This is a genomic window from Leucobacter massiliensis, assembly GCF_002982315.1.
GTDB classification, from domain to species: Bacteria; Actinomycetota; Actinomycetes; order Actinomycetales; family Microbacteriaceae; genus Leucobacter; species Leucobacter massiliensis.
The window spans coordinates 1-22694 of sequence record NZ_MWZD01000012.1; the positions used below are offsets into that span (position 1 = coordinate 1).

Sequence of the window (22694 nt, forward strand, 5' to 3'; positions counted from 1 at the left end):
AGGCGATCCTGCGCGTGTCGGTCTCGGGCGGGACGGCAGCGGGGCGATGGGGCCGGCGCGCCGGTCGTCCCGCGGACGGCGGCGCCGCGCCTCAGTAGTGCATGGTGCGGTCGACGGCCTCGAGCACCCGGTCGGCGTCGGGCAGGTACAGTCCCTCGAGCCGCGCGGGCGGGAAGGGCACGTCGTAGCCGGCCACCCGGAGCACGGGCGCCTGCAGCGAGTAGAAGGCGTGCTCGGCGACGTGGGCGGCGATCTCGCTGCCCAGGCTCACGCTGCCCTGCGCCTCCTGCGCGACGACGAGGCGGCCCGTCCGCCGCACCGAGTCGAGCAGCGGCCCGTAGTCGATGGGCGAGAGGCTGCGCAGATCCACGACCTCGAGGCTGGTGCCCTCGCTCTGCGCGATCTCTGCGGCCTGCAGCAGGGTCGTGGTCATCGCCCCCCAGCCGGCCACGGTGCAGTCGGTGCCGGGACGGGCGACGCGGCTGCGGTGCAGCTCGAAGGCGCCGTCGACGGGGTCGACCTCCCCCTTGTGCCAGTACTTCGCCTTCGGCTCGAAGAAGAGCACCGGATCGGGCGAGGCGATCGCCTGCTGGATCATCCAGTAGGCGTCGTTCGGCGTGGAGGGCGCGACGACGCGCAGGCCCGGCGTATGGGCGAAGTAGGCCTCGGGGCTCTCCTGGTGGTGCTCCACGGCGCCGATGTGACCGCCGTAGGGCACGCGGATCACGACGGGCATCGGCACCGCGCCGTCGTGCCGGCTGGTGAACTTGGCGAGCTGGGTGACGATCTGGTTGACGGCGGGGGAGATGAAGCCGTCGAACTGGATCTCGATCACCGGCCGGTAGCCGCGCATGGCGAGCCCGATCGCGCCGCCGACGATGCCGGCCTCGGCGAGCGGGGTGTCGAGCACCCGGGCCGAGCCGAACTCCGCGTGCAGGCGGTCGGTGACGCGGAAGACGCCGCCGAGCGGGCCGATGTCCTCGCCCATGAGCAGCACGCGGTCATCGGCGGCCATCGCGGTGCGCAGGCCCTCGTTGATGGCCTTCGCGAGCGGCAGCGTGGTGCGTTCGGCGAGGGTGGTGACGGCGCTCATTCGGCGCTCCCTTCGGTGAACGAGGCCTCGTAGTGCGCGAGCCAGGCGCGCTGCTCCTCAATGCGCGGGTGCGGCTCGGAGTAGACGTGCGCGAACATGCTGTCCGCCTCCGGCACCGGCAGGGCGAGGATCTCGTCGCGGATCTGCTTCGCCTCCCGGTCGGCGGTGGCGCGCACCTCCTCGAAGAAGTCGTCGCCGAGGCCGAGCGAGCGCAGGTGGGTCTCGAGCCGCGCGATCGGATCCCGCCGCTGCCACGCCTCCAGCTCGCCCTCGGCCCGGTAGCGGGTCGGGTCGTCGCTCGTGGTGTGCGCGCCGATGCGGTAGGTGAGCGCCTCGATGTAGCCCGGGCCCCGGCCCTCGCGGGCGTCGCGGAGGAAACGGCGTCCGACGGCGTAGGCGGCGAGCGGGTCGTTGCCGTCGATCTGCACGCTGCGCAGGCCGAAGCCGAGGGCGCGGCGGTAGAGCGGGGTGCGGGACTGCCGGGTGACGGGCACGGAGATCGCCCACTGGTTGTTCTGCACGACGAACACCTCGGGGGTCTGGTAGCTCGCCGCGAAGATGAGGGCCTCGTTGGCGTCGCCCTGGCTGCTGGTGCCGTCCCCGTAGAAGACCATGGTGGCCTCGCCGGTGGCGGTGCCCGGCTCCCCCGCGTCGAGCGCGCCGTCGCCGGCGCGGCGCTTCGCGTCGAGCACCTGGGCGAGGGCGTAACCGGTGGCGTGCTGCGCCTGCGCGCCGAGCACGAGCGTGTAGAGGTGGAAGTTGCCGTTGGCGGGGTCGGTGACGTCCCAGCCGCCGTGGGTGAGGCCGCGGAAGAGGCGGGCGAGCTGCACGAGCGGGAGGCCCCGGACCCGCGCGACGGTGTGCTCGCGGTAGGCGGGGAAGATGTGGTCCTGGGGCTCCGTGGCGTGGGCGAGGCCCGCCTGGCACCCCTCCTGGCCGACGCTCGGCACCCACAGCGCGAGCTGGCCCTGGCGCTGCAGATGCGTGCACTCGGTGTCGAAGGCGCGCGTGGAGACCATGTCGCGATACCACTGCGCGAAGTCGTCGGCCCCCACTGCCGCGAGCTCGTCGGCGAACTCCGCCGCGGTGGCCGAGGGTGCGTACCGGCCCTGCTCGTCGAGGAAGCGGATCGGCTCGGGATCCACCCCGCTCAGCAGGGGCTCAATGGAGGTCTGTTCGCTCATCCCGACCCAGTGTAATGAGGCCCCGCCCGCATCCCCGGATATACCCGCGCCGCGAAGTCGCGGGCCGGTGTCCGGGGAGGAGGCAGAGTGCTCAGCGGGACCAGGCAACCGCGTCTCCCCGGCGGCGCAGCCGCGCGCTATCGCCCGAGGTGGGCGGCGACGACGCGCAGCACCTCCGGCACGCTCTCGGCCTCTCCGACGGAGATGCGCACGCCGTGGCCGGCGAAGGGACGCACGAGGGTGCCCGCCTCGGCGAAGTCGGCCGCGAGCGCGAGCGCGCTCTCCACGCCCCCTTCGCCCGCAGCCGTCTCGCGGATCCAGACGAAGTTGCCCTGCGCCTCGGGCACGTCCAGTCCGAGCTCGCGCAGGGAGGCCGCAAGCCCATCGCGCCGCTCGGCGAGCGCCGCGATGCGTTCCGCGCCGGCCTCACGGGCCTCGGGTGCGAGCACGGCCAGCGCGGCGCTCTCCGCGATGCCGGTCACCGAGAGCGGGACCGCCACGCTCGCTGCGGCCCCCAGGATCGCGGGGTCGCCGACGCCGTAGCCGATGCGCAGCCCCGCCAGCCCGTACGCCTTCGAGAAGGTGCGCAGCACCACGAGGTTCGGGTGCTCGCGCAGCACGTCCTCGCCGCGCACGGCCTGCGGATCGGTGACGAACTCGCGGTACGCCTCGTCGAGGACCACGAGGGTGTCGGCGGGCACGCGCGCCATGAAGCGGTCGAAGTCGGCGCGTCCGATCGCGGGCCCGGTCGGGTTGTTGGGGCTGCACAGCAGCACCACCCGGGTGCGCTCGGTGATCGCTGCGGCGAACGCATCGAGTGCATGCTCGGCGCGCGCGTTCAGCGGGACGGCGACGGGCGTCGCCCCCGACGCGAGCCCGAGCGCCGGGTAGGCCTCGAAGCTGGGCCACGCGTAGAGGTACTCGTCGCCCGGGCCGGCCGCGGCGTGCACGAGCTGATAGAGGATCGTGACCGATCCCGCGCCGAGGTGCACCGATCCGGCGTCCACGCCGAAGGGCTCGGCGATGGCCGCACGCAGTTCCGGCATCCCCGCCGCGGCGTAGCGGTGGCTCAGCCCCGCCCGCTCCGTGATCGCGGCGAGCACACCCGGCAGCGGCTCGAAGGGGTTCTCATTGCTCGACAGCTTGAAGCCGGGCTTCGTTGGCGTCGCCCCCTGCCGGTAGGCGGGGGTGGCGAGCACATCGGCGCGCAGGCGCACGGGCGGGGCGGGGGTGTCGCTCATAGAGGCCAGTGTAGAGCGCCAGGCCCCGGCGGATGGGCGCCCATCCGCGTCGTCCGCGTCCCTCGCACCGTGGCGGGCGCCTGCTGCGCGGCCGCCGCGGACGTGCGAGACTGGGAGCATGCGCAGCATCATCAGGGTTCTCGTCGGCGCCTTCGCGCTGTGGCTGACGACGCTGATCGTCGGCGGGAACGGCCCGCACGGGGTGTGGATCGTCCCCATCAGCGGTGACGACTACGCACCGCTGATCACCCTGCTGCTCGTCGCGCTCGTCTTCGGTCTCGTCAACGCGACCCTGGGCCGCGTCGTGCGCTTCGTGTCGATTCCGCTCTACATTCTCACGCTGGGCCTCTTCGGGCTGATCGTCAACGGCTTTCTCTTCGCCGTCGTCGCCTGGCTCTCCGAGCTCGCCGGTTTCGGCCTGCGGATCGAGAGCTTCTGGTGGGGTGTGCTCGCGGCCCTCGTGATGTCCGTGCTCGCCGGCATCATGAACGGCCTCCTGGGCACCGGCCGGCGCAAGGACCGCTGAGGCCGGCACCGCCAGCCCATGGGCCGCTGAGCCGGGCTCGCCGGCAGTGACCCGGCAGCGAGCTGGCGTGAGACCCGGGTACCACGCGGGCGGCACTCCGGGTCGATGCGGCGGGCGCGTCGGCGGGCGAGGCTGGACGCATGCACACACCACTGCTCGAGGCCGAGGGCCTCTCCCAGCATTACGGACCCACCCGCGCCCTCGACGGCGTCTCGCTCGCCTTCGCGGCGGGCACCTCGACGGCCGTCATGGGGGCCTCGGGATCGGGCAAGACCACACTGCTGCACACGCTGGCGGGCATCCTCGTCCCCGGCATGGGGCAGGTGCGCTTCGGCGGCGCCGACATCTCGCACCTCGGCGACGCCGAACGCAGCCGGCTGCGGCGCGAGCACTTCGGCTTCGTGTTCCAGCAGGGCCTGCTCGTGCCGGAGCTGACCGCGATCGAGAACGTGGCGCTCGCCCTCATGCTCACGGGCCGTTCGAAGCGGGAGTCGCTGCCGTATGCGGCGGGCTGGCTGGCGGCCCTCGGCTTGCAGGGCCTGGAGGAGCGGCGGATCGGCGAGCTGTCCGGAGGGCAGGCGCAGCGCGTCGCGATCGCACGGGCGCAGGTGACGGGCGCGCAGATCGTCTTCGCGGACGAGCCGACGGGCGCCCTCGACTCGCAGACCTCGCAGGAGGTGATGCAGGCGCTGCTCGCCGCGACCGTGGGGCAGGGCCGCACGCTCGTCGTCGTCACCCACGACCGCGAGGTCGCCGCGCAGTGCCAGCGCACCGTCGAGATGCGCGACGGGCGCGTCGTGCGCGACAGCGCCCCCGCGGGCGAGGGCCCGGCGGCGGCGTACCCGGCCGCGCCGTCCGGCGACGCGTCCGGATCATGGCCCGGCGCCGAGGGGCTGCGGGGCGAGCGATGATCGCCCGGGTGCTCTGGCTGCTCTCGCGCCCAGCGGCCCAGGGCCGCACCGCACTGCTCCTCCCCGTGATCGCCTACGCGGCCGTGACGGCCCTCCTCGGCATCGTGCTCGGGGGTGCGCAGCGCTTCTGGGGGTACACCGACGAACTCGGAGACCTCTATCGGGTGCTCGCGGCGATCGCCCTGGCGCTGCTGGTCGTGCCGTTGGTCACCCTCGCCGGTGCGGCTGCGCGCCTGTCGGTGCGCCGCCGGGACGAGCGGCTGTCCACGCTCCGCTTGCTGGGGGCGACGGGCCGGCAGGTTTCGGCGATGACCGTGATCGAGTCGGCAGCGGTCGCCCTCTGCGGGGCGCTCCTCGGGCTCGCACTCGCCTACGCGGCCTCGCCGCTGATCGGCCTGATCCACTTCCGGGGCGAGGCGCTCGGAACCTCCGGTGCGGCGCTGCACGCCGGGGTCGCCGCGGCCCTCGTGGCCGGCGTCACCTCCCTCGCGGCGGTGAGCGCCGTCGTCAGCCTGCGGCGCGTGGTGATCTCCCCGCTGGGCGTCGCCCTCAAGCACGGGGCGCCGCGCCTCTCATGGCTGCGCGCTCTCATCGCGGTGCTCGTGATCGCCGCGGCCCTCGGCCTGCTCACCAGCATCAATCCGGCGCTCCTCGGCGCAGTGGGACCGGCCCTCTTCTTCGGGGGCCTGTTCGCGGCGGTGCTGGCCGTGCTCGGCCTCGTGGGCCCCTGGCTCATCGGGGTGCTCGCACGGGGGCGCGCCCGCCGTGCGCAGACGCCACGCGCCCTGCTCTCGGCCCGCATGATCCTCGAGGACCCGCGAGCGGCGTGGCGGCAGGTCTCGGGGGTGGCGATGGCCAGCTTCATGGCGGTCTTCGCCGGCTCGGGCATGGCGCTGCTCGGCGCGATGGACGCCTCGGCCCCCGCGGCCGACGCGGACCCCGCCGTGCTCCACCTGCCCGCGGACATCCGCACCGGGATCCTCATCACGGTCGTGGGCGCCTTCCTCACGGTCGCCGCCTCCGTGGGCGTCGGCCAGGCGGCGGCGCTGCTGGACCGCCGCGACGTGATCCGCTCGCTCGACATGCTCGGCGCCCCGCTCGCCGCGCAGGACGAGGCGCGCCGCAGTGCGGTGATGCTGCCGCTGCTGCTCGCCGCGCTCGGCTCCGCGGGCGTGGCAGCCGCACTGGTGCTGCCGCTGCTGGGGATCGCCCTCATCGTCGCGCCGGTGTCGCTCGCCGTGGTGTTCTCCTCGCTCGCCGCGGGGATCCTGCTCGTGCGGCTCGGGATCGCCACCACTCGACCGCTGCTCGCTCGCCTGGCGAGCGCCGCCCCGGCGGCGGTCTGAGCCGCCCCGGCGGCTTGCCGTCGCGTGGGAGAATGGGGGCGGCCAGGATCCCGACACACCGAGAGGCACCCATGACCCCGCTTCCCCCGCAGCCCATCAGCCCGCTCGACGGCCGCTACCGCGCGCAGGTCGCCGAGCTCGGCGACACGCTCTCCGAGGCGGGGCTGAACCGGGCGCGCGTCCACGTCGAGGTGGAGTGGCTGGCGTACCTCACCGAGCACTCGCTGCTCGGCGGCTCTCCGATGGGAGCCGAGCAGCTCGCCTCCCTGCGCGAGTGGGCGGCGAACTTCGGCCAGGCCGAGATCGACGAGCTGGCGGAGACGGAGAAGACCACGCAGCACGACGTGAAGGCGGTCGAGTACCTGGTGCGTGCGCGGCTCGAGCAGCAGGGCCTCGGCCACCTCGCCGAGCTCACGCACGTCTGCTGCACCAGCGAGGACATCAACAACCTCTCCTACGCGCTCACCGTGAAGCAGGCGATCGCCGAGGTCTGGCGTCCGCGCTTCGCGCGGGTCATCGGCGAGCTCGCCCGTCAGGCGGAGCAGTACCGCGAGCTGCCCATGATGAGCCGCACCCACGGCCAGCCCGCCACGCCCACGACGCTCGGCAAGGAGCTCGCGGTGTTCGTGCACCGCCTGGAACGACAGCTGAACCAGATCGACGACATCGAGTACCTCGGCAAGTTCTCCGGTGCCACCGGCACCTTCGCGGCGCACCTCGCCGCCGACCCGGAGACCGACTGGGCGCGCGTCTCGCAGGAGTTCGTCGAGGGACTCGGGCTCGACTGGAACCCGCTCACCACCCAGATCGAGTCGCATGACTGGCAGGCGGAGCTCTACACCCGCGTCGCACACGCGAACCGCATCCTGCACAATCTCGCGACCGACATCTGGAGCTACATCTCCATCGGCTACTTCCGGCAGATCCCCGTCGCCGGCGCGACCGGCTCCTCCACCATGCCGCACAAGGTCAACCCGATCCGCTTCGAAAACGCGGAGGCCAATCTCGAACTCTCGAACGCGATCCTCGACTCGCTCGCCGCCACCCTCGTGACGAGCCGCTGGCAGCGCGACCTCACCGACTCCTCGGCGCAGCGCAATATCGGCGTGGGCCTCGGCCACTCGGTGCTCGCCCTCGACAACATCCTGAAGGGCCTCGCTCAGATCGACGCGGCGCCGGAGGTGCTCGCCGCCGACCTCGATGCGAACTGGGAGGTGCTGGGCGAGGCGATCCAGACCGTCATCCGTGCCGAGGTGACCGCGGGGCGCTCCACCATCAGCGACCCCTATGCGGCCCTCAAGGAGCTCACGCGCGGGCGCCGGATCGGTCAGGCCGAACTGGCCGAGTTCGTGCAGGGGCTCGAGATCGGGGAGGCCGCCAAGCAGCGCCTGCTCGCGCTGACGCCCGCGAGCTATACCGGAGACGCAGCGCGTCTGCTGGACTACCTGCAGCGCTGACCGCGCCTTCGCCGGCGCTCCGCCTGCCGGCCGCCTCGTGAGCTGCCCCCTGAGCGGCAGCGACCCCCTGGCGGGTCACGGCGCGGCTGTGTCAGAGTGGGGGCATCTGAGGAGAGGATGTCCGTGACCGAAGCCGCGCCCAGCCCAGCCGAGCTCTTCGCCCGCCCGCGCACCATGCACCGATTCACCGCGCGGCGGGTGACCGTGACCGCGGTCGTCGAGATCGAGCACTTCACGCGGGTCACGCTCTCCGGCGAGGAGCTCGGGGACTGGGCGAGCATCGGGCCCGGGGATCACGCCCGCGTCTTCTTCCCCGATCCTGAGACCGGCGAGCTGATCGCCCCCGCTCCTCTCGGACCCGAGGAGAGCGGCATCGTCAGACCCGACGGTCCCGCCTTCGGCAGGGACTTCACCCCGCTCAATGTGCGCACCGTGTCCGGTTCCGGGCATCGCGCCTTCGACATCGACATCCTGCGTCACGCGGACCCCGGCCCTGCGGCGGCCTGGGCGACCCGGGCAGCGCCCGGCGAGGAGCTCGTGATCGTGGGGCCGCGCGGTTCCGTCTCGGTCGCCGCCGCTGCGCCGCGCGTGCTCTGCGTGGCCGACGCGAGCGCGCTCCCCGCGACCGCTCGCTGGATCGCGGAGATGCCGTCCGGTGCGAGGATCGAGGTCATCGCGGACGTCGACGATCCCAACTGGGTGCGGGCCTACCTCGCGGCCCAGGGCGGGCGCGACGTGCCTGTCAGCGCCGCACGCGCCGAGCCCGACGGGCTCGCCACGGCGGCGCGCGAGGCGGGCATCGACGCCGGCACCTACGTGTTCGCCGCGGGCGAGGCGAACCGGCTCATCCCGCTGCGCCGTCTGCTGCGCTACGAACTCGGCCTGCCCCGCGAGCAGTACGCGATCACGGGCTACTGGCGACGCGGAGACGCCGCCTTCGATCACCACGCGCCCATCGACCCGGCCGATCCCGACGACTGACCGGGACCGGCTGCGGAACGGGACTCACGACGCGTCCAGCGCTTCGATCCGCCACTCCGCACGGTGCGCCTCGCCCGGGGCCAGCTCGACGAGGTTCCGCTCCGTCCCGTGGTTGAAGGCGTCGGGCCCGCAGCTCATGGGCTCCACGGCGAGCCCCGCCCGGTGCCCGTGCGCCCCGGAGTCCGCGAGATCCGCCGTGTGGATCTGCAGCCAGGCGCACTCCGGTCCCCAGCTCATCGCGACCCCGCCGCCGTCCGGGGCCCGCAGCTCCGCCCGCGCCCGGCCGTCCTCCCCGCGCTCCAGCTGCGTGAAGGCGTGGTCGATCCGCGCCTCGCCGATGCGCCGCGGCTCGCGGAAGTCGAAGCGTTCAGGGTCGACGCTCACCTCCGCGAGGCTCTCCGGCACGAGCCGGTGCTCGTCGACGAGGAGCACCCGCGAGGCGGGCAGGCGCAGCGTCCAGTCGTCCACTCCGCCCGCCCCCGCGACGAGGTAGGGGTGCGGGCACACGCCGTACGGCGCCGCCTCGGGACTGAGGTTCGTCCCGACGACCTCCTGCGTGAGCCCGAGCGGGCCGAGCGCGTAGCGGGTCTCGACGGCGATCCTCCAGGGGTACCCGGCCTGCGGCTCGATCACGGCGCGCAGCACCACCGCGTGCGGCCCCTGCCGCTCCCCGGCGAAGCGCAGCCAGGGCGTGCAGCCGTGCAGCGCGTGACCCCGCGAGGGCTCGGTCAGCGGCAGCTGCAACCGCTCGCCGTTCCACGTGAAACTCCCGTCGACCACGCGGTTGGGCCAGGGCGCCACCGTGACGCCGCGGAACGCCGGCCGCAGCTCGTCGGCCCCGAAGGGCACGACGAGATCGCGCCCGCCCGCGCGGTAACCGCGCAGGCTGGCCCCCACCCCGGCGATGACGGCGCGCTGCTCGCCATACGCGATCGACCACTGCTCGCCGGAGCGGGGCTCGCCGCTTCTCCCCTTCACGAGCGCGCCCGCCGTTGACGCACGAGCACGAGCGCGGCACCGAGCCCGAGCAGCAGCGCCGCCGTGAGCAGCACCGAGCCCCGCCCCGGCGCCCCCGTCGCGGCGAGCTCGGGATCCCTATCAGAGAAGACCCAACCACTACCCTCTAGCACCTAATTTGCTCCGGAGCCGGGATGGGTGAAGAAACCGCCGGCCGCGCCCCCCCCCCCGCCGCGCTCGCGCCCGCCTCTGAGCCGTCGCTCGAACCGGAGCCGGCAGCAGCTGCCGTGCCACCGCCGGCATCCGCGGTCGCGCCGCCGGCATCCGCCGTGCCGCCCCCGGGAAGGCTCACCGGCTCGGCCGCCGAGGGCGCGACGAGGCCGTCGCGATACCCGTCGTAGCGCACCGACACCTCGGTGACGCCCGCGGGCACGCGCACCGCGGCGACGGCCGCCGCAGCATCGGCGTCACCCGCCACGGCATCGGCGTCACCCGCCTCCGCCGAGCCGGGTGCGGCGCGCTCCGCCGGCTGCACGGTGACCGTCTCGCGCCACGAGCCGCCGGCGAAGGTCACGGTGCCGGCCACCTCTCCCCCGTCGAGCGCGGAGACCCGCGCCGTGAGCTCACGGCCCTCCACGGAGACCTCCGTCCGCGACTCGGCCGGCCGCACCTCGCTCCACGCGTGCATCGCATCGAGCACCTGCCGGGTGACGCTGACGAAGGCGCCGTGGCGCGGGCTCGGCGGCAGCCCGCCGCGCTCGCGCACGCTCCACTCCGGCTGCTGCGAGATCCGCTGCCCCCGCTCGCTCGCGGCGAGCGCGGCGCCGCTCGTCACGAAGGCGCGGTAGCCGCCGTCGCCGTAGTTGTCGACGAGGAAGACATAGCCGTCGCCGTCCTGGTTCGCCGGGTCGCCCTCGTTGAGGCGGATGATCTGCGGGCCCTCGCCGGCGTGGCCGGTGATCGGGGTGGTCATGGCGGTGTCGACGAGCTGCCAACCGGTCGCGGGATCCGCGTCCCAATCGGAGCGGGTCGTGGGCGCCGTGAGCACCCGGGAGCGCTCCATGAAGATGTCCTTGCCGCGCTCCAGTCCGTCTGCGGCGCCGCCCTCCTCGTTCTTCGTGAAGCGATAGTACGTGTCCCCGATCTTCTGCACGGTCGAGTCGATGCGCGCGAAGCCGGTGTCCTGCCACGTCTCGGGCGGCGAGGTGAAGCTCACGAAGTCACGGGTCAGCACCGCGAACATGCGCGCGTGGCCGGGCCCCGAGGTGTGCGCCTCGTCGTCGTACATGCGCGAGGCGAAGAACACCACGTACGACTGCAGTTCGTCATCCCAGTAGGCTTCGGGCGCCCACGTCATTCCGGCCTCGGGCCGGTTGATCGTGATGCCGCCGTTCTCGTCGCCGTTCGTGCGGCTCCAGTGGACGAGGTCGCTCGACTCCCAGACGTTCACCTTGAGGCTGCCGTTCGACTGGGCCTCGCCCCAGCTCGTGCCGCAGCCGATGCAGAGGTCGGTGGCGATCATGTAGTACGTGTCGCCGCCGTGCGAGCGCAGGATGTACGGATCGCGGTGCCCGGTCGTGTCGGCGGAGTTGTCCACGATCGGCCGCCCGTCGTTCACCTCTGAGAAGGAGAAGAAGTCGTTGCCCTCCGTGGCGGCGGCGTAGATCCGCTCGTCGCCGTCCGAGCGGAAGTACGCCGAGGCGTATCCCGCGTCGGGCGCGGAGCGGCCGCGCTCGGCGATCGTCACGGCGTAGTCCCGGGACACGCTGCGCTCGCCGAGCTGCGCGGTCGCGGTGAGCACGACCTCGCGGTCCCCCTCGCCGTAGGCGGGCCGGGTCACCACGCCGCCCCCCGCGAAGGGGTCGGCCATGCCCACCGCGGGCGGCGCATAGGCGGGATCCGTCGGCGTGACGAGCGCAGGATCCGAGGAGGTCCAGGTGATGCGCGAACCCTCGACGGCACCCGTGACCGCGAGCGGCAGGTGCTCGCCGCTGCGCTCCGCCAGCACGATGGCGTCGAGGTCCGCCTCGATCGACGGCGCGAGCACCGTCACCGCGAACTCGAGCCGCGCCCCGCCGGCGAGCGTCGCCGTCAGGGTCACCGGGGTGTCCACGGCGATCTCGCGCGACACGCGCCCGTCGAGCGCGACGACCGACTCATCGGAGGAGGCCCAGCCGAGGGCGACCCCGTTGACCGCGGACGGCAGGCTGAGCTTCCGCGTGACCCGGTCGAAGGAGGGGTTCGATCCGAGCACGATCGCGCCGAGGTCGAGGCGCAGGATGCCCTCGCTGGCCGCGGCTTTCTCCGCGGCGGTGGGCTGCGCGGCGGCGAGCTGCTCGGCGCTCAGGGCCTCGTCCCAGAACTTCACATCGCTCACATCGCCGACGAAGAGCGGGTCCCCCGCGTAGAGCGAGCGGCCGAGATACCCGAGCACCTCGCCGGAGGGGATGATGCTCGACAGCTCATACGGGTGCTGCACCGTGGAGATCTGCTCCCCGTCGCGATACACGGTGAGGCGGTCCCCCTCGCCCACCATGGTCAGGGTGGTGAAGCCGGCACCCAGACCGCCGCCGGCCGGGAGGCGCACCTCGCCGTTCCCTCCGTCGCGCTTCACGCGGATCGCGGAGAGCACCTGATCGCCGTAGCCGCTCTGCGCACTGCGCGGGCTGAGGAAGACGTGGTTGCCGAGCTCGCTCGTGTTCCAGGGTCCGACACCGTCGCCGAGCACCCAGCCGAAGTGGTTGGCGGCGGTGCGCGTGGTGACGGTGTACTCCACGGTGAAGTCGTTGTCGCTTCCCGTCACGATGCCCTGCGGCAGCGCCGCGTAGCCGTCACCGGCGAAGCGCAGCACCTCGTCCTCGCCCGCGCGCACGAAGGAGCCGTCGCCGAAGCCGGTGAGCGAGGCGTGGCGCTCGTTGCCGGACACGTCGAGCAGGGTTCCGCCGCGATGCGACATGTCGTAGTGGGCGCTCGGCTGCGGCGCTTCGGCGGCCGCGGCCGTGATGCCGAAGCCGCCGAGCGGAACCGCGAGCGCCGCCGCGAGGACGAGCCCGAGCGCGCGGCGGCGGGCGGTACGGGGCGAACGGGGATGCTGGCTCATCGTCGAGTGCTCCTCGGGTCGGGCGCCGCGGCTCAGAAGCCCTGCGCGAGTCGATAGTACGCCTGGTTCCACTGCAGTTCGCGGTGGAAGGCCCGCTCGGTGGTGTCCGCTCCGATCTCGAGCAGCTCCACCCCGAGCATGTCGGCGAAGTCGCGGAACACCTCGACGCCGATCTGCGTGGTCATGGCGGTGTGATGCGCACCGCCCGCCGCGAGCCAGCACGCGGTCGAGGTCGCGAAGTCGGGCTCGGGGCGCCACACCGCGCGGCCGACGGGCAGCTTCGGGAGCTCCGGCGCCTCGACGTTCTGGACGGTGTTCGCGACGAGCCGGAAGCGCTCGCGCATATCGCTCAGCGCGACCACGAGAGCGGGCCCGGGATCCGCGGTGAAGACCAGGCGAACCGGATCGTCCTTGCCGCCGATGCCGAGCGGGTGCACCTCGAGCCGCGGGCGCGCGGTGGTGAGCGACGGCGACACCTCGAGCATGTGCGCGCCGAGGATCCGCTCCGCACCCGGGATCAGATCGTAGGTGTAGTCCTCCATGAGGCTGACGCCGCCCGGCAGGCCGGCGCCCATCACGTTGGCGACGCGGGTGAGGAGCGCGGTCTTCCAGTCGCCCTCGGCGCCGAAGCCGTAGCCCTCGGCCTGCAACCGCTGCACGGCGAGGCCCGGCAGCTGCCGGAGCGCGCCGAGGTCCTCGAAGCTCGTGGTGAAGGCGCCGAAGCCGCCCTCCTCCAGGAAGGAGCGCAGGCCCAGCTCGATCGCGGCGCCGTCGCGCAGGGAGGCGTGTCGCTCGCCGCCCGGCAGCAGCTCGGGCGCCACCTCGTAGCGCTCCGCGTACTCCTCCACGAGGGCATCGATCTGCCGCTCCCCCGCCGCCGCGACCGCCTCGGCGAGCTCGTTGACGCTCCAGGTGTTCACCTGCGCTCCGAAGACGAGCTCCGCCTCGGTCTTGTCGCCCTCGGTCACGGCGACGTAGCGCATGTTGTCGCCGAATCGTGCGAGGCGCAGCGAGCGTGCCGTTGCCACGCCGGCCGCAGCCCGCTGCCACTGCTCCACCTCGGCGCGGACGCGCGGATCGGAGACGTGCCCCGAGACCGTCTTGCGGTGAACGCCGAGCCGGGTCTGGATGTAGCCGAACTCCCGGTCTCCGTGCGCCGCCTGGTTCAGGTTCATGAAGTCGAAGTCGATCTCGTCCCACGGCAGCGCGACGTTCGCCTGCGTGTGCAGGTGCAGCAGCGGCTTACGCAGCGCGTCGAGTCCCGCGATCCACATCTTCGCGGGGCTGAAGGTGTGCATCCAGGCGATCACGCCGATCACCCGGTCCTCGGCGTTGGCCTCCAGCGCGAGGCGCCGGATGGACTCGCTGTCGGTCAGGACGGGCTTCCACACGACGCGGACCGGCAGCTCGCGGAGTCCGGCCGCGACCTCGCGCGACTGATCGGCGACCTGCCGCAGCGTCTCCTCGCCGTAGAGGAGCTGGCTGCCCGTGGCGAACCACACCTCGTATCCGTCGAGGCGGTTCATCGGGCCGGCGGGGGTGGTGGGCATGTGGGGTCCTTTGCGGTTCGGGTCGTGCATCAGTTCGCGGGGAGGGCGGCGGCGGCGGCGACCGCCGCGAGCCCGGAGCGGTATCGGGCGAGGAAGCGGCGGTAGGCGGCGACGCTCTCGGGATGCGGATCGCGGATCGCGCTCTCGCTGCGCGTGCGCACGATCCGGTCCAGGTACTCCCCCAGTGGCCGTTCCGCCGCGGCGCCGAGGTACGCGGCGAGCAGCGCCATCCCCCAGGCACCGCCCTCAGATGCGGTCTCGGCGACCGACACGGGCGCGTCGAGCGCATCGGCGAGCGCCTGCTGGGCGACGCCGGCGGTGCGGAAGACGCCGCCGTGGGCGTGCATGCGGTCGATCTCGACGCTCTCCTCGCTCAGCGCTTCCAGGCCGAGGCTCAGCGCCGCGAAGACGCCGTAGAGCTGCGCGCGCATGAGGTTCGCGAGGCTCAGCTCGGATCCGGGGGTGCGGACGATCAGGGGCCGTCCCTCGGCGAGGCCCGCCACGGGCTCACCGGAGATCTGGTTGTAGGTGAGGATCCCGCCGGCGTCCGCGGCGCCGGTCCCGGCGGCGGCGTACAGCGCGCGGAACACCTCGTCGCTGCCGGCCGGGTGGCCGAGCGCGGCGGCGAACTGCCCGAAGACCTCGGCCCAGGCGGCGAGCTCGCTCGCCCCGTTGTTGCAGTGCACCATCGCGACGGGGTGACCGGCGGGGGTGGTCACCGGGTCGACCTCGGGATGGGCGCCGCGCAGCGGGCGCTCGAGCACCACCATGGCGAAGACGCTGGTGCCCACGCTGACGTTGGCGGTGCGGGGCGCGACGGCGCCCGTCGCGACCATGCCGGTGCCCGCGTCGCCCTCGGGCGGGCAGAGCGGCGCTCCCGGCTGGAGCACGCCGCTGGGGTCGAGGAGGCGCGCACCCTCGGCCGTGAGCCGGCCGGCCGGCGCTCCTGCCGGGAGCACGCTCGGCAGGAGCGCGCGCACCCCGCCACCGCGTGCGGCAGGCGGCAGCGCATCCCCCGCGAGCGCGTCGAAGGCGGCGAGGCACGCGGGGTCGTAGTCGCGTCCCGCCCCGTCGATCGGGAACATGCCGGAGGCGTCGCCGACGCCGAGCACCCGCTCCCCCGTCAGCCGCCAGTGCACATAGCCCGCGAGGGTGGTGCAGAAGTCGAGCTCGGGCAGGTGGGGCTCCGCGTCGAGCATCGCCTGGTAGAGGTGGGCGATGGACCAGCGCAGGGGGATGTTGCGCCCGAACAGCGCCGAGAGCCGCTCGGCGGCGGGACCCGTGTTCGTGTTCCGCCAGCTGCGGAACGGCACGAGCTGCTCGCCGCGCGCATCGAAGGCGAGGTAGCCGTGCATCATGGCGGAGACGCCGATCGCGCCCACTCGCTCGAGGCGGACGCCCGTGCGCTCCCGCAGCTGCTCGGCGAGCGCGGCGAAGGCTCCCGACACGCCGGCCCACACCTCGTCGAGATCGTAGCTCCAGAGGCCGTCGACGTATCGGTTCTCCCACGCGAAGGATCCGGTGGCGAGCACCTCGCCGCTCGCGTCGTCGATGAGGCAGGCCTTGATGCGCGTCGAACCGAGCTCGATCCCGAGCGCGGTGCCGAGCGGCGCCGTCCCGGCCCCGCCTCGCGCGGTTCCCCCCTTGCCGCTCATCGCCGGTCGTCCTCCGCCTGGCCGTACACGTTCTGGTAGCGCGCGTAGAGCCGGTCGATGTCGTCCTGCGGGATGGGGATCAGCGGCCCCGCCTCCCGCGCGAGATGCACGGAGCGCGCGACGTCCTCGAGCAGCACCGCGGCCTTGACGGCGTCCTTCGCGGTGACGCCGATCGTGAAGGGGCCGTGGTTCTGCATGAGCACGGCTCGGGACCGGTGCCCCCGGAGCGTTTCCACGATCCCGCGGCCGATCGAGTCGTCGCCGATGATCGCGAACGGCCCGACCGGCACCGGTCCGCCGAATTCGTCGGCCATGCCGGTGATGACGCAGGGGATCTCCTCGCCGCGCGCCGCCCAGGCGACCGCGTAGCTCGAGTGGGTGTGGACGACCCCGCCCACCTCTGGCATATGCCGGTAGACGTATGCGTGCGCGGCGGTGTCCGAGGAGGGGTTGCGCTCGCTTCCGGGCGTACCGGGTACCACGGTGCCGTCGAGCTCGCAGAGCACGAGGTTCTCGGGGGTGATCTCGTCGTAGGAGACGCCCGAGGGCTTGATGACGAAGAGATCGGCGCCGGGCACCCGGCCGGACACATTGCCTCCCGTCCACACGACGAGCCCGTAGCGCACGAGCTCGGCGTGGAGCCGCGCCACCTCCGCGCGCACCTCACGGATCGCCGCCTCGACCTCGGGACTGAATCGCGATGCTGACATGCTCTCCCCCTCCTAGTGTCTCGCCCGGGTGACCACGCGCTGCAGCAGCACGAAGACCAGCAGGATCCCGCCGGTGATGATCGTCGTCATCTCGGGCGGGATGCCGCCGTCGCGCGTGATGAGCACGGTCATGAGACCGAGCACGAGCGCCCCGACCACCGATCCGAGGACGTAGCCGAAGCCGCCGGTGAGGAGCGTGCCGCCGATGACGGCCGCGGCGATCGCGTCCAGCTCCCAGCCGATGCCGGTGATGTTCTGGGCCGTGCCGAGTCGCGCCGTATAGATCACCGCGGCGATGCCGGCGAGCGTCCCGCTGATCACGTAGACGAGCACCTTCGTGCGTGCGACGGGAAGCCCCATGAGCTTCGCGGAGGCCTCGGAGCCGCCGATCGCGTAGACGGTGCGCCCGGTGCGGGTGCGATGCAGCACGAAGAGCGCGAGCAGCACGATCGCGACGGCGAGCAGCAGGCCGGGGGTGACCACGAGGTCGTTGACCTTGGGCCCGTCGATGATCTTCCACTTCGTCGCGAGCCACAGCACGCCGGACTCGTCGGGGAGCCGCTCGGGCTGGGTACTCAGCAGCGACGCGAGGCCGCGGCCGAGGAACATGGTCGCGAGGGTCGCGATGAAGGGCTGCACATGGAAGTACTGGATGAGGATGCCCGAGACGAGGCCGAAGAGGCTGCCGATGCCGATCATGGCGACGATCGCGAGCAGCGGCGGCCATCCCGCCTGCGCGAGCATGACGCCGGCGACGCTCGAGAAGGCGACGATCGCGCCGACGGAGAGGTCGATGCCGCCGGTGAGGATCACGAAGGTGAGGCCGATGGCGAGCACGATCAGGTGCGCGTTGTTGATGAGCAGATTGGAGATGGTGCCCATCTGCACGATGCGGCCGTAGGAGATCTCGCCGAACACGATCATGGCGACGAAGATGACGAGCGAGGCGATCGTGGGCAGGATCGCGAGGTTCGTCGTCACCGCGCGGCGGAACCGCTCGAGCGCGCCGGGCTCATCGGCCGCACGGGGATTGCGCACCTCCGCGGGGGTCAGGGTGTCGCTCATGCCTCGGTCTCCTTCCGCTCGCCGGCGAGTTTCAACAGCGCGGTCTGCGGCAGCTGGCCCGGCTGGCCGGCTCCCTCCGCTCGCCGGCGCCGCACGAACCAGGCGCGCACCCGCTCGGACTGGGCGAGGCACAGCACCACGATCACGACCGCCTTGAAGGCCGGGGTCGCCGAGGAGGAGACGCCGAGGAAGAGCACCGTCTTGTCGAGGGTGGCGATGAGCAGCGCCCCGACGGCGGCGCCCGCGATCGAGAACTTGCCGCCGGTGAGCGCCGTCCCGCCGATCACGACCGCGAGAATCGCGTCGAGTTCCATCTGATAGCCGGTGCGGGAGACGTCGACCGTCATCACCGTCGAGACGGCGAAGACACCGGCGACGCCCGCCAGGATCCCGCTGAGCGTGTACACCGCGAGGAGGAGCCCGCGCGGCTTCACGCCGGCCATGCGGCTGGCGCGGGGGTTGATGCCGATGGCCTCGACCATGAGGCCGAGTGCGCTCCGGCGCACGACGAGCCCCACGATGACGACGACCGCGGCGGCGAGCAGGAAGACCACGGGAATGCCGAAGACGTAGCCGTTCGCGATCCAGCGGAACAGGCCGTTTTCGGCGTTCGTGTTCTGGCCTCCGGTGATGACCTTCGCGAGTCCGCGCCCGGCGAGCATCATGACGAGGGTGCTGATGAAGGGCTGCAGTCCGACGTACGCGACGAGCACGCCGTTCACGAGGCCGAGCACCGCGCTGATGCCGAGGGCGAGGCCGAGGGCCGCGAAGGCGGCTCCGGGGTCCGCGCCTGCCCCCTTCAGGAAGACCATGGAGGTGGCGCCCGATACGGCCATCACCGAGCCCACCGAGAGGTCGATGCCGCCCGTCGCGATCACGAGCGCCATGCCGAGTGCGATCATGAGGATCGGCGCCGAGGCACGGAGGATGTCGATGAGATTGCCGACGAGATTGCCGTTCGCCGGGTTGACCGAGATCGCGAGGTAGCCCGGGTCCTTGGCCACGTTGAGGGCGAGCAGCACGAGGATCGCGACCGCCCCCCAGAAGATCGGACTCTGCACCCAGCGACGCAGCGCGCCGCCGCTCCCCTTCGAGCCGTTCATCGCTGGTCCTCCGCTGCGATCACGTCGACGATGGTCTGGGCCGTGACTTCAGGCCCGTTGACGATCTCGCCGATCTTCCGATGGTCTTTGAGCACGACGATGCGCTCGCTCAGCCGCACGACCTCCTCGAGCTCGGAGGAGATGAAGACGACGGAGACGCCGCTCTCGGCGAGCTCCGCGACGGCCTCCTGGATCTCCGCCTTCGCGCCCACGTCGATCCCGCGGGTGGGCTCGTCGAGGATGAGCAGCTCGGGCTGCGTGGCGAGCCAGCGCCCCAGCAGCACCTTCTGCTGGTTGCCGCCGGAGAGGTTCTTGATCATCCGCTCCGGATCCGCCGGGCGCACGCCGAGCGCCGTCATGTAGCGGGAGACGATCTCGTTCTGCTCCCGTCGCGGGATCGGGCGGGCCCATCCCCGCTGCGCCTGCAGGCCGAGGATCATGTTCTCGCGCACGGTGAGCTCGCCGACGATCCCCTCGTCGCGGCGGTTCTCGGTGGAGTAGGCGATCCGGTGCGCGAGCCCCTGCGCCGGTGAGCGCAGCTCGATCCGCTCGCCGTGCATGCGCAGCTCACCGCTTTCGGCACGGTCTGCGCCGGCGAGCAGCCGGGCGAGCTCGGTGCGTCCCGAGCCGAGGAGGCCTGCGACGCCGAGGACCTCACCGGGGTATACCTCGACGTCGGTGGGCGCGAGGGCGCCACGGCGGCCGATGCCCTCCGCTGCGACGAGCGGTGCCTCGCTGGCGTGGTCGCGCTGCTCGGAGCGACGGTTGCCGCCCAGTGCCGAGAGGGCTCCGAGATCCTTGCCGATCATGCGAGCGATCAGCTCGTGCCGGTCCAGCTCGGCGGTCGCGTACTCGCCGACGAACTCCCCGTTGCGGAGGATCGTCATGCGGTCGCTGATCTCGTAGATCTGGTCGAGGAAGTGGGAGACGAAGAGGATCGCCACGCCCTCGTCGCGCAGCTTGCGCAGCACGGTGAAGAGTCCGGCCACCTCATTCGCGTCGAGGCTCGAGGTGGGCTCGTCGAGGATGAGGACCCGCGCGTCGATCACCATGGCGCGGCAGATGGCGACGAGCTGCTGGACCGCGATGGAGAGCGACGACAGCTGCTTGCGGGTGTCGAGGTGCCCGAGTCCGAGCCGGCCCAGCGCCTCGGCGGCGGCGCGGTGCGTGGCGCGCCAGTTCACGCCGAAGGGGCCGCGGCGCTCGTGGCCGAGCATGACGTTCTCCCCGATGGAGAGGTTGGTGACGAGGTTGACCTCTTGGTAGACGGTGGCGATGCCGGCCGCCTGCGCGTCGGCGGTGCCGGTGAAGCTGCGCTCCTCGCCGCCGACCGTGATCGTGCCGGCGCTCGTGCGATAGACGCCCGTGAGCGCCTTGATGAGGGTGGACTTGCCGGCGCCGTTCTCGCCCATCAGGGCGTGCACCTCGCCGGGGAAGAGCCGGAGGCCGACGCCGTCGAGCGCCTTCACTCCGGGAAACTCCACGGTGATCCCGCGCATCTCCACGCTGGGTGCGACGTGCTGTGTCATGGCTCCTGCTCCTCCGGGAGGGGTGGAAAGGGCCCGGGGACTCGCCGGCTGCGAGCCCCCGGGCCCCGGTGATCAGTACTTGCGGTCGGGCAGGGCCGCCTCGGCGGCCTCGGGCGAGTCGAAGGCCTGGCTCGGCACCAGCACGTAGGAGTCGATCTGCTCGCCGTCGAGCGCGGCCTTGACGGCTTCGACGGCCTGCTCGCCGAACAGCGGGTTGTACTCGTGCACGAAGCTCAGCTTGCCGGCGGCGAGGGCTTCGAGTGCGGGCTTGGTGCCGTCGATGGTCGCGATCTTCACGTCCTCGCCGGGGGTGAGCCCGGCCTCTTCGACGGCCTGCACGGCGCCGAGGCCCATCTCGTCGTTCTGGGCGAAGATGAGCTGGATGTCGTTGCCGTTCGACTTCAGCAGCGTCTCCGTGACGCTCTTGCCCTCCTCAGTCGACCAGTTCGCGGTCTGCGCGGCGACCTTGGTGAGCTTGGATCCCTCGACGGCCTTGTCCCAGCCGGCGTTGCGCTCGTTCACCACGCCGACGCCGGCGGGGCCCTCCAGCACGACGTACTTCCCGCCGTCGGGGAACTGCTTGACGGCCCAGTCGCCGACGGCCTCGGCGACGGTGGCGTTGTCGGGCGCGATGCGGGTGACGTACAGATCGGTGTCGTCGGGCTCGATGCCGCGGTCGAGCAGGATGACGGGGATCTCCGCCTCCTGCGCGCGCTTGAGCGACTCCTCCCAGCCGGTGGCCTCCGTGGCGGAGAGCAGGATCACATCGACCCCCTCGTCGACGAAGGAGGTGAATGCGTCGATCTGCGACTTCTGGTCCAGGTTCGTGGCCGGGGCGTACTTGAGGTTGTAGCCCTCGTCGGCGGAGAAGGTCTCCTGGATGTTCTTCTCGTTGGCCTCGCGCCAGCCGCCCTCGGGACCGACCGCGACGAAGCCGATGTTGACGGTGTCCTCGGCGCCGCCGTCGCCCGCGCCGCCGCCGTTGCCGTCGCCCGTCGAGCAGCCGGCAAGGCCGAGCACCAGCGCGCTCGACGCCAGCAGACCGGCAACGCCCAGAATGCGCTTGCTGCGTGTCATGGTGTTCTCCTCCTCGAGATTCAGGATTGTGTGCGGCGCCTGGTCGCAGGCGCCGTGATCGGCATCACCCCGAATTGATCCTGTTCCAAATTGTGCGCGCTAACACTTGACGTGGCAAGTGGGGTTTCGTGGTTCTTTCCGCTTCGTTACGAGACTGTTACCGCGAACAGTTCAGCTCCCCAGGGGCCACGCCGGCGCGGCGGTCGACCCGCGCACGACCAGCTCGGGAGGGATGACGGTCAGTCCCTCGGCTCCCTCCCCGGCCATCGTGGCGAGCAGCAGCTGCAGGGCGAGGGCGCCGAGCGACGAGAAGTCCTGCCGCACGGTGGTGAGCGGCGGCAGGTAGTGCCGGGAGTCCGGGATGTCGTCGAAGCCGACGACGCTCACGTCCTCGGGGACGCGGATCCCGCGCTCGGTGAGGCCGTGGATGACGCCGAGGGCCATCTGGTCGTTCGCCGCGAACACCGCGGTGCACGCTCCCGGCTCGAGCTCCAGCGCCCAGCGATAGCCGCAGTCGGCCGTCCAGTCGCCCTCCGCGAGAAGCGTCTCGGGAGCGGCGGAATCCGGCAGTCCGGCGAGCGCGTCTTCCCAGGCGCGGCGGCGCTCTCGCGCGTCGTACCAGTCGAGCGGGCCCGAGAGGTGTGCGATGCGGCGGTGGCCGAGCTCCACGAGGTGGGCCATGGCGAGCCCGGCACCGCCGTACTGGTCCACGGAGGCCGTCGCGGCCCCGGGCACCCGCTCCGGGATCAGCAGGATCGTCGGAACGGCGAGCTTGCGACGCTGCAGTTTGCGCGTCGACGAGGCGCGCGGCGCGATCACGCAGAGGCCGTCGAGATCCTGGGCGAGCAGGCGCTCGATCGCCGCGTCCACCCCCCGGGCCTCCTCATCGGTGGCCGTGAACGATCCCACGGAGTATCCGGCATCGTGCGCGGCGGTCTCGAAGGCGCGCAGCATGCTGTTCGGGCCGTACTCGACGGGGTTGTCGACGAGCGCGCCCAGCCGCATGGCCCGGCGTGTGGCGAGGGCACGGGCGGTGGCGCTGCGCTGGTACCCGAGCTCCTCGATCGCGGAGTGCACCCTGGCGCGCGTGCTCTCGCGGATGTTCGGGTGCTCGTTGAGCACGCGGGAGACGGTCATATGCGATACGCCCGCTCGCTTCGCGACGTCGTAGATGTTGGGGCGCGCCGTGTTTCGCGTGTCGCTCATCGG

At 72.4% G+C, this 22694-nt stretch carries 19 protein-coding genes; 5 read left to right on the forward strand and 14 right to left on the reverse strand.

The window, feature by feature from the left end:
* Positions 1-91: 91 nt before the first annotated feature.
* The 3 genes from B4915_RS01015 to B4915_RS01025 all read right to left on the reverse strand — a co-directional run bounded on the left by B4915_RS01015 (position 92) and on the right by B4915_RS01025 (position 3518).
* Positions 92-1093: an alpha-ketoacid dehydrogenase subunit beta gene (locus B4915_RS01015; RefSeq protein ID WP_105804000.1), complete on the reverse strand. Its 1002-nt coding sequence runs from the start codon at positions 1091-1093 to the stop codon at positions 92-94.
* Positions 1090-2277, reverse strand: coding sequence for a thiamine pyrophosphate-dependent enzyme (locus B4915_RS01020; RefSeq protein WP_105804001.1), 1188 nt, complete (start codon positions 2275-2277; stop codon positions 1090-1092). The genes B4915_RS01015 and B4915_RS01020 overlap by 4 nt, the downstream gene beginning before the upstream one ends.
* Before the next feature lie 137 nt (positions 2278-2414).
* Positions 2415-3518, reverse strand: a complete 1104-nt coding sequence (locus B4915_RS01025) for a histidinol-phosphate transaminase (protein WP_105804002.1) — start codon at positions 3516-3518, stop codon at positions 2415-2417.
* A gap of 118 nt (positions 3519-3636) precedes the next feature.
* On the opposite strand from B4915_RS01025, the gene B4915_RS01030 reads away from it, so the two are divergent.
* From B4915_RS01030 to B4915_RS01050, 5 genes are all read left to right on the forward strand, one after another.
* Positions 3637-4044 (forward strand): phage holin family protein, encoded by a 408-nt coding sequence (locus B4915_RS01030; protein ID WP_105804003.1) that lies wholly within the window; start codon positions 3637-3639, stop codon positions 4042-4044.
* 140 nt (positions 4045-4184) lie between these two features.
* Entirely contained in the window at positions 4185-4955 is a 771-nt protein-coding gene (locus B4915_RS01035) for an ABC transporter ATP-binding protein (protein WP_105804004.1), read from the forward strand.
* Positions 4952-6301, forward strand: coding sequence for an FtsX-like permease family protein (locus B4915_RS01040; RefSeq protein ID WP_105804005.1), 1350 nt, complete (start codon positions 4952-4954; stop codon positions 6299-6301). Before B4915_RS01035 ends, B4915_RS01040 begins: the two co-directional genes overlap by 4 nt.
* 71 nt (positions 6302-6372) lie before the next feature.
* Complete coding sequence (gene purB / locus B4915_RS01045) at positions 6373-7758, forward strand: adenylosuccinate lyase (RefSeq protein WP_105804006.1); 1386 nt, start codon at positions 6373-6375, stop codon at positions 7756-7758.
* A 117-nt stretch (positions 7759-7875) separates the two neighbouring features.
* Entirely contained in the window at positions 7876-8739 is an 864-nt protein-coding gene (locus B4915_RS01050) for a siderophore-interacting protein (protein WP_105804007.1), read from the forward strand.
* A gap of 24 nt (positions 8740-8763) precedes the next feature.
* On the opposite strand, the gene B4915_RS01055 is transcribed toward B4915_RS01050, so the two are convergent.
* From B4915_RS01055 to B4915_RS01100, 11 genes are all read right to left on the reverse strand, one after another.
* Positions 8764-9717, reverse strand: a complete 954-nt coding sequence (locus tag B4915_RS01055; RefSeq protein ID WP_181158413.1) for an aldose 1-epimerase family protein — start codon at positions 9715-9717, stop codon at positions 8764-8766.
* Positions 9714-9869, reverse strand: coding sequence for a hypothetical protein (locus B4915_RS14590; RefSeq protein WP_181158414.1), 156 nt, complete (start codon positions 9867-9869; stop codon positions 9714-9716). The genes B4915_RS01055 and B4915_RS14590 overlap by 4 nt, the downstream gene beginning before the upstream one ends.
* Entirely contained in the window at positions 9863-12796 is a 2934-nt protein-coding gene (locus tag B4915_RS01060) for an immunoglobulin-like domain-containing protein (protein ID WP_105804008.1), read from the reverse strand. The genes B4915_RS14590 and B4915_RS01060 overlap by 7 nt, the downstream gene beginning before the upstream one ends.
* A 32-nt stretch (positions 12797-12828) precedes the next feature.
* Positions 12829-14322 carry an L-arabinose isomerase gene (gene araA / locus B4915_RS01065; RefSeq protein ID WP_105804180.1) on the reverse strand — a complete coding sequence of 498 codons (1494 nt, stop codon included), beginning with the start codon at positions 14320-14322 and terminating at the stop codon, positions 12829-12831.
* A 53-nt stretch (positions 14323-14375) separates the two neighbouring features.
* Complete coding sequence (locus tag B4915_RS01070) at positions 14376-16001, reverse strand: xylulokinase (RefSeq protein ID WP_105804009.1); 1626 nt, start codon at positions 15999-16001, stop codon at positions 14376-14378.
* Positions 15998-16711: an L-ribulose-5-phosphate 4-epimerase gene (locus B4915_RS01075; protein ID WP_105804010.1), complete on the reverse strand. Its 714-nt coding sequence runs from the start codon at positions 16709-16711 to the stop codon at positions 15998-16000. Before B4915_RS01075 ends, B4915_RS01070 begins: the two co-directional genes overlap by 4 nt.
* A 12-nt stretch (positions 16712-16723) precedes the next feature.
* A complete protein-coding gene (locus B4915_RS01080; protein ID WP_105804011.1) occupies positions 16724-17776 on the reverse strand; it encodes an ABC transporter permease in 1053 nt (350 codons plus the stop codon).
* Positions 17773-18879 carry an ABC transporter permease gene (locus B4915_RS01085; protein WP_105804012.1) on the reverse strand — a complete coding sequence of 369 codons (1107 nt, stop codon included), beginning with the start codon at positions 18877-18879 and terminating at the stop codon, positions 17773-17775. The genes B4915_RS01080 and B4915_RS01085 overlap by 4 nt, the downstream gene beginning before the upstream one ends.
* A complete protein-coding gene (locus tag B4915_RS01090) occupies positions 18876-20408 on the reverse strand; it encodes a sugar ABC transporter ATP-binding protein (RefSeq protein WP_105804013.1) in 1533 nt (510 codons plus the stop codon). Before B4915_RS01090 ends, B4915_RS01085 begins: the two co-directional genes overlap by 4 nt.
* 72 nt (positions 20409-20480) lie before the next feature.
* Positions 20481-21485 carry an ABC transporter substrate-binding protein gene (locus B4915_RS01095; RefSeq protein WP_105804014.1) on the reverse strand — a complete coding sequence of 335 codons (1005 nt, stop codon included), beginning with the start codon at positions 21483-21485 and terminating at the stop codon, positions 20481-20483.
* Between the two features lie 171 nt (positions 21486-21656).
* Complete coding sequence (locus tag B4915_RS01100) at positions 21657-22691, reverse strand: LacI family DNA-binding transcriptional regulator (protein WP_105804015.1); 1035 nt, start codon at positions 22689-22691, stop codon at positions 21657-21659.
* Positions 22692-22694: the final 3 nt, after the last annotated feature.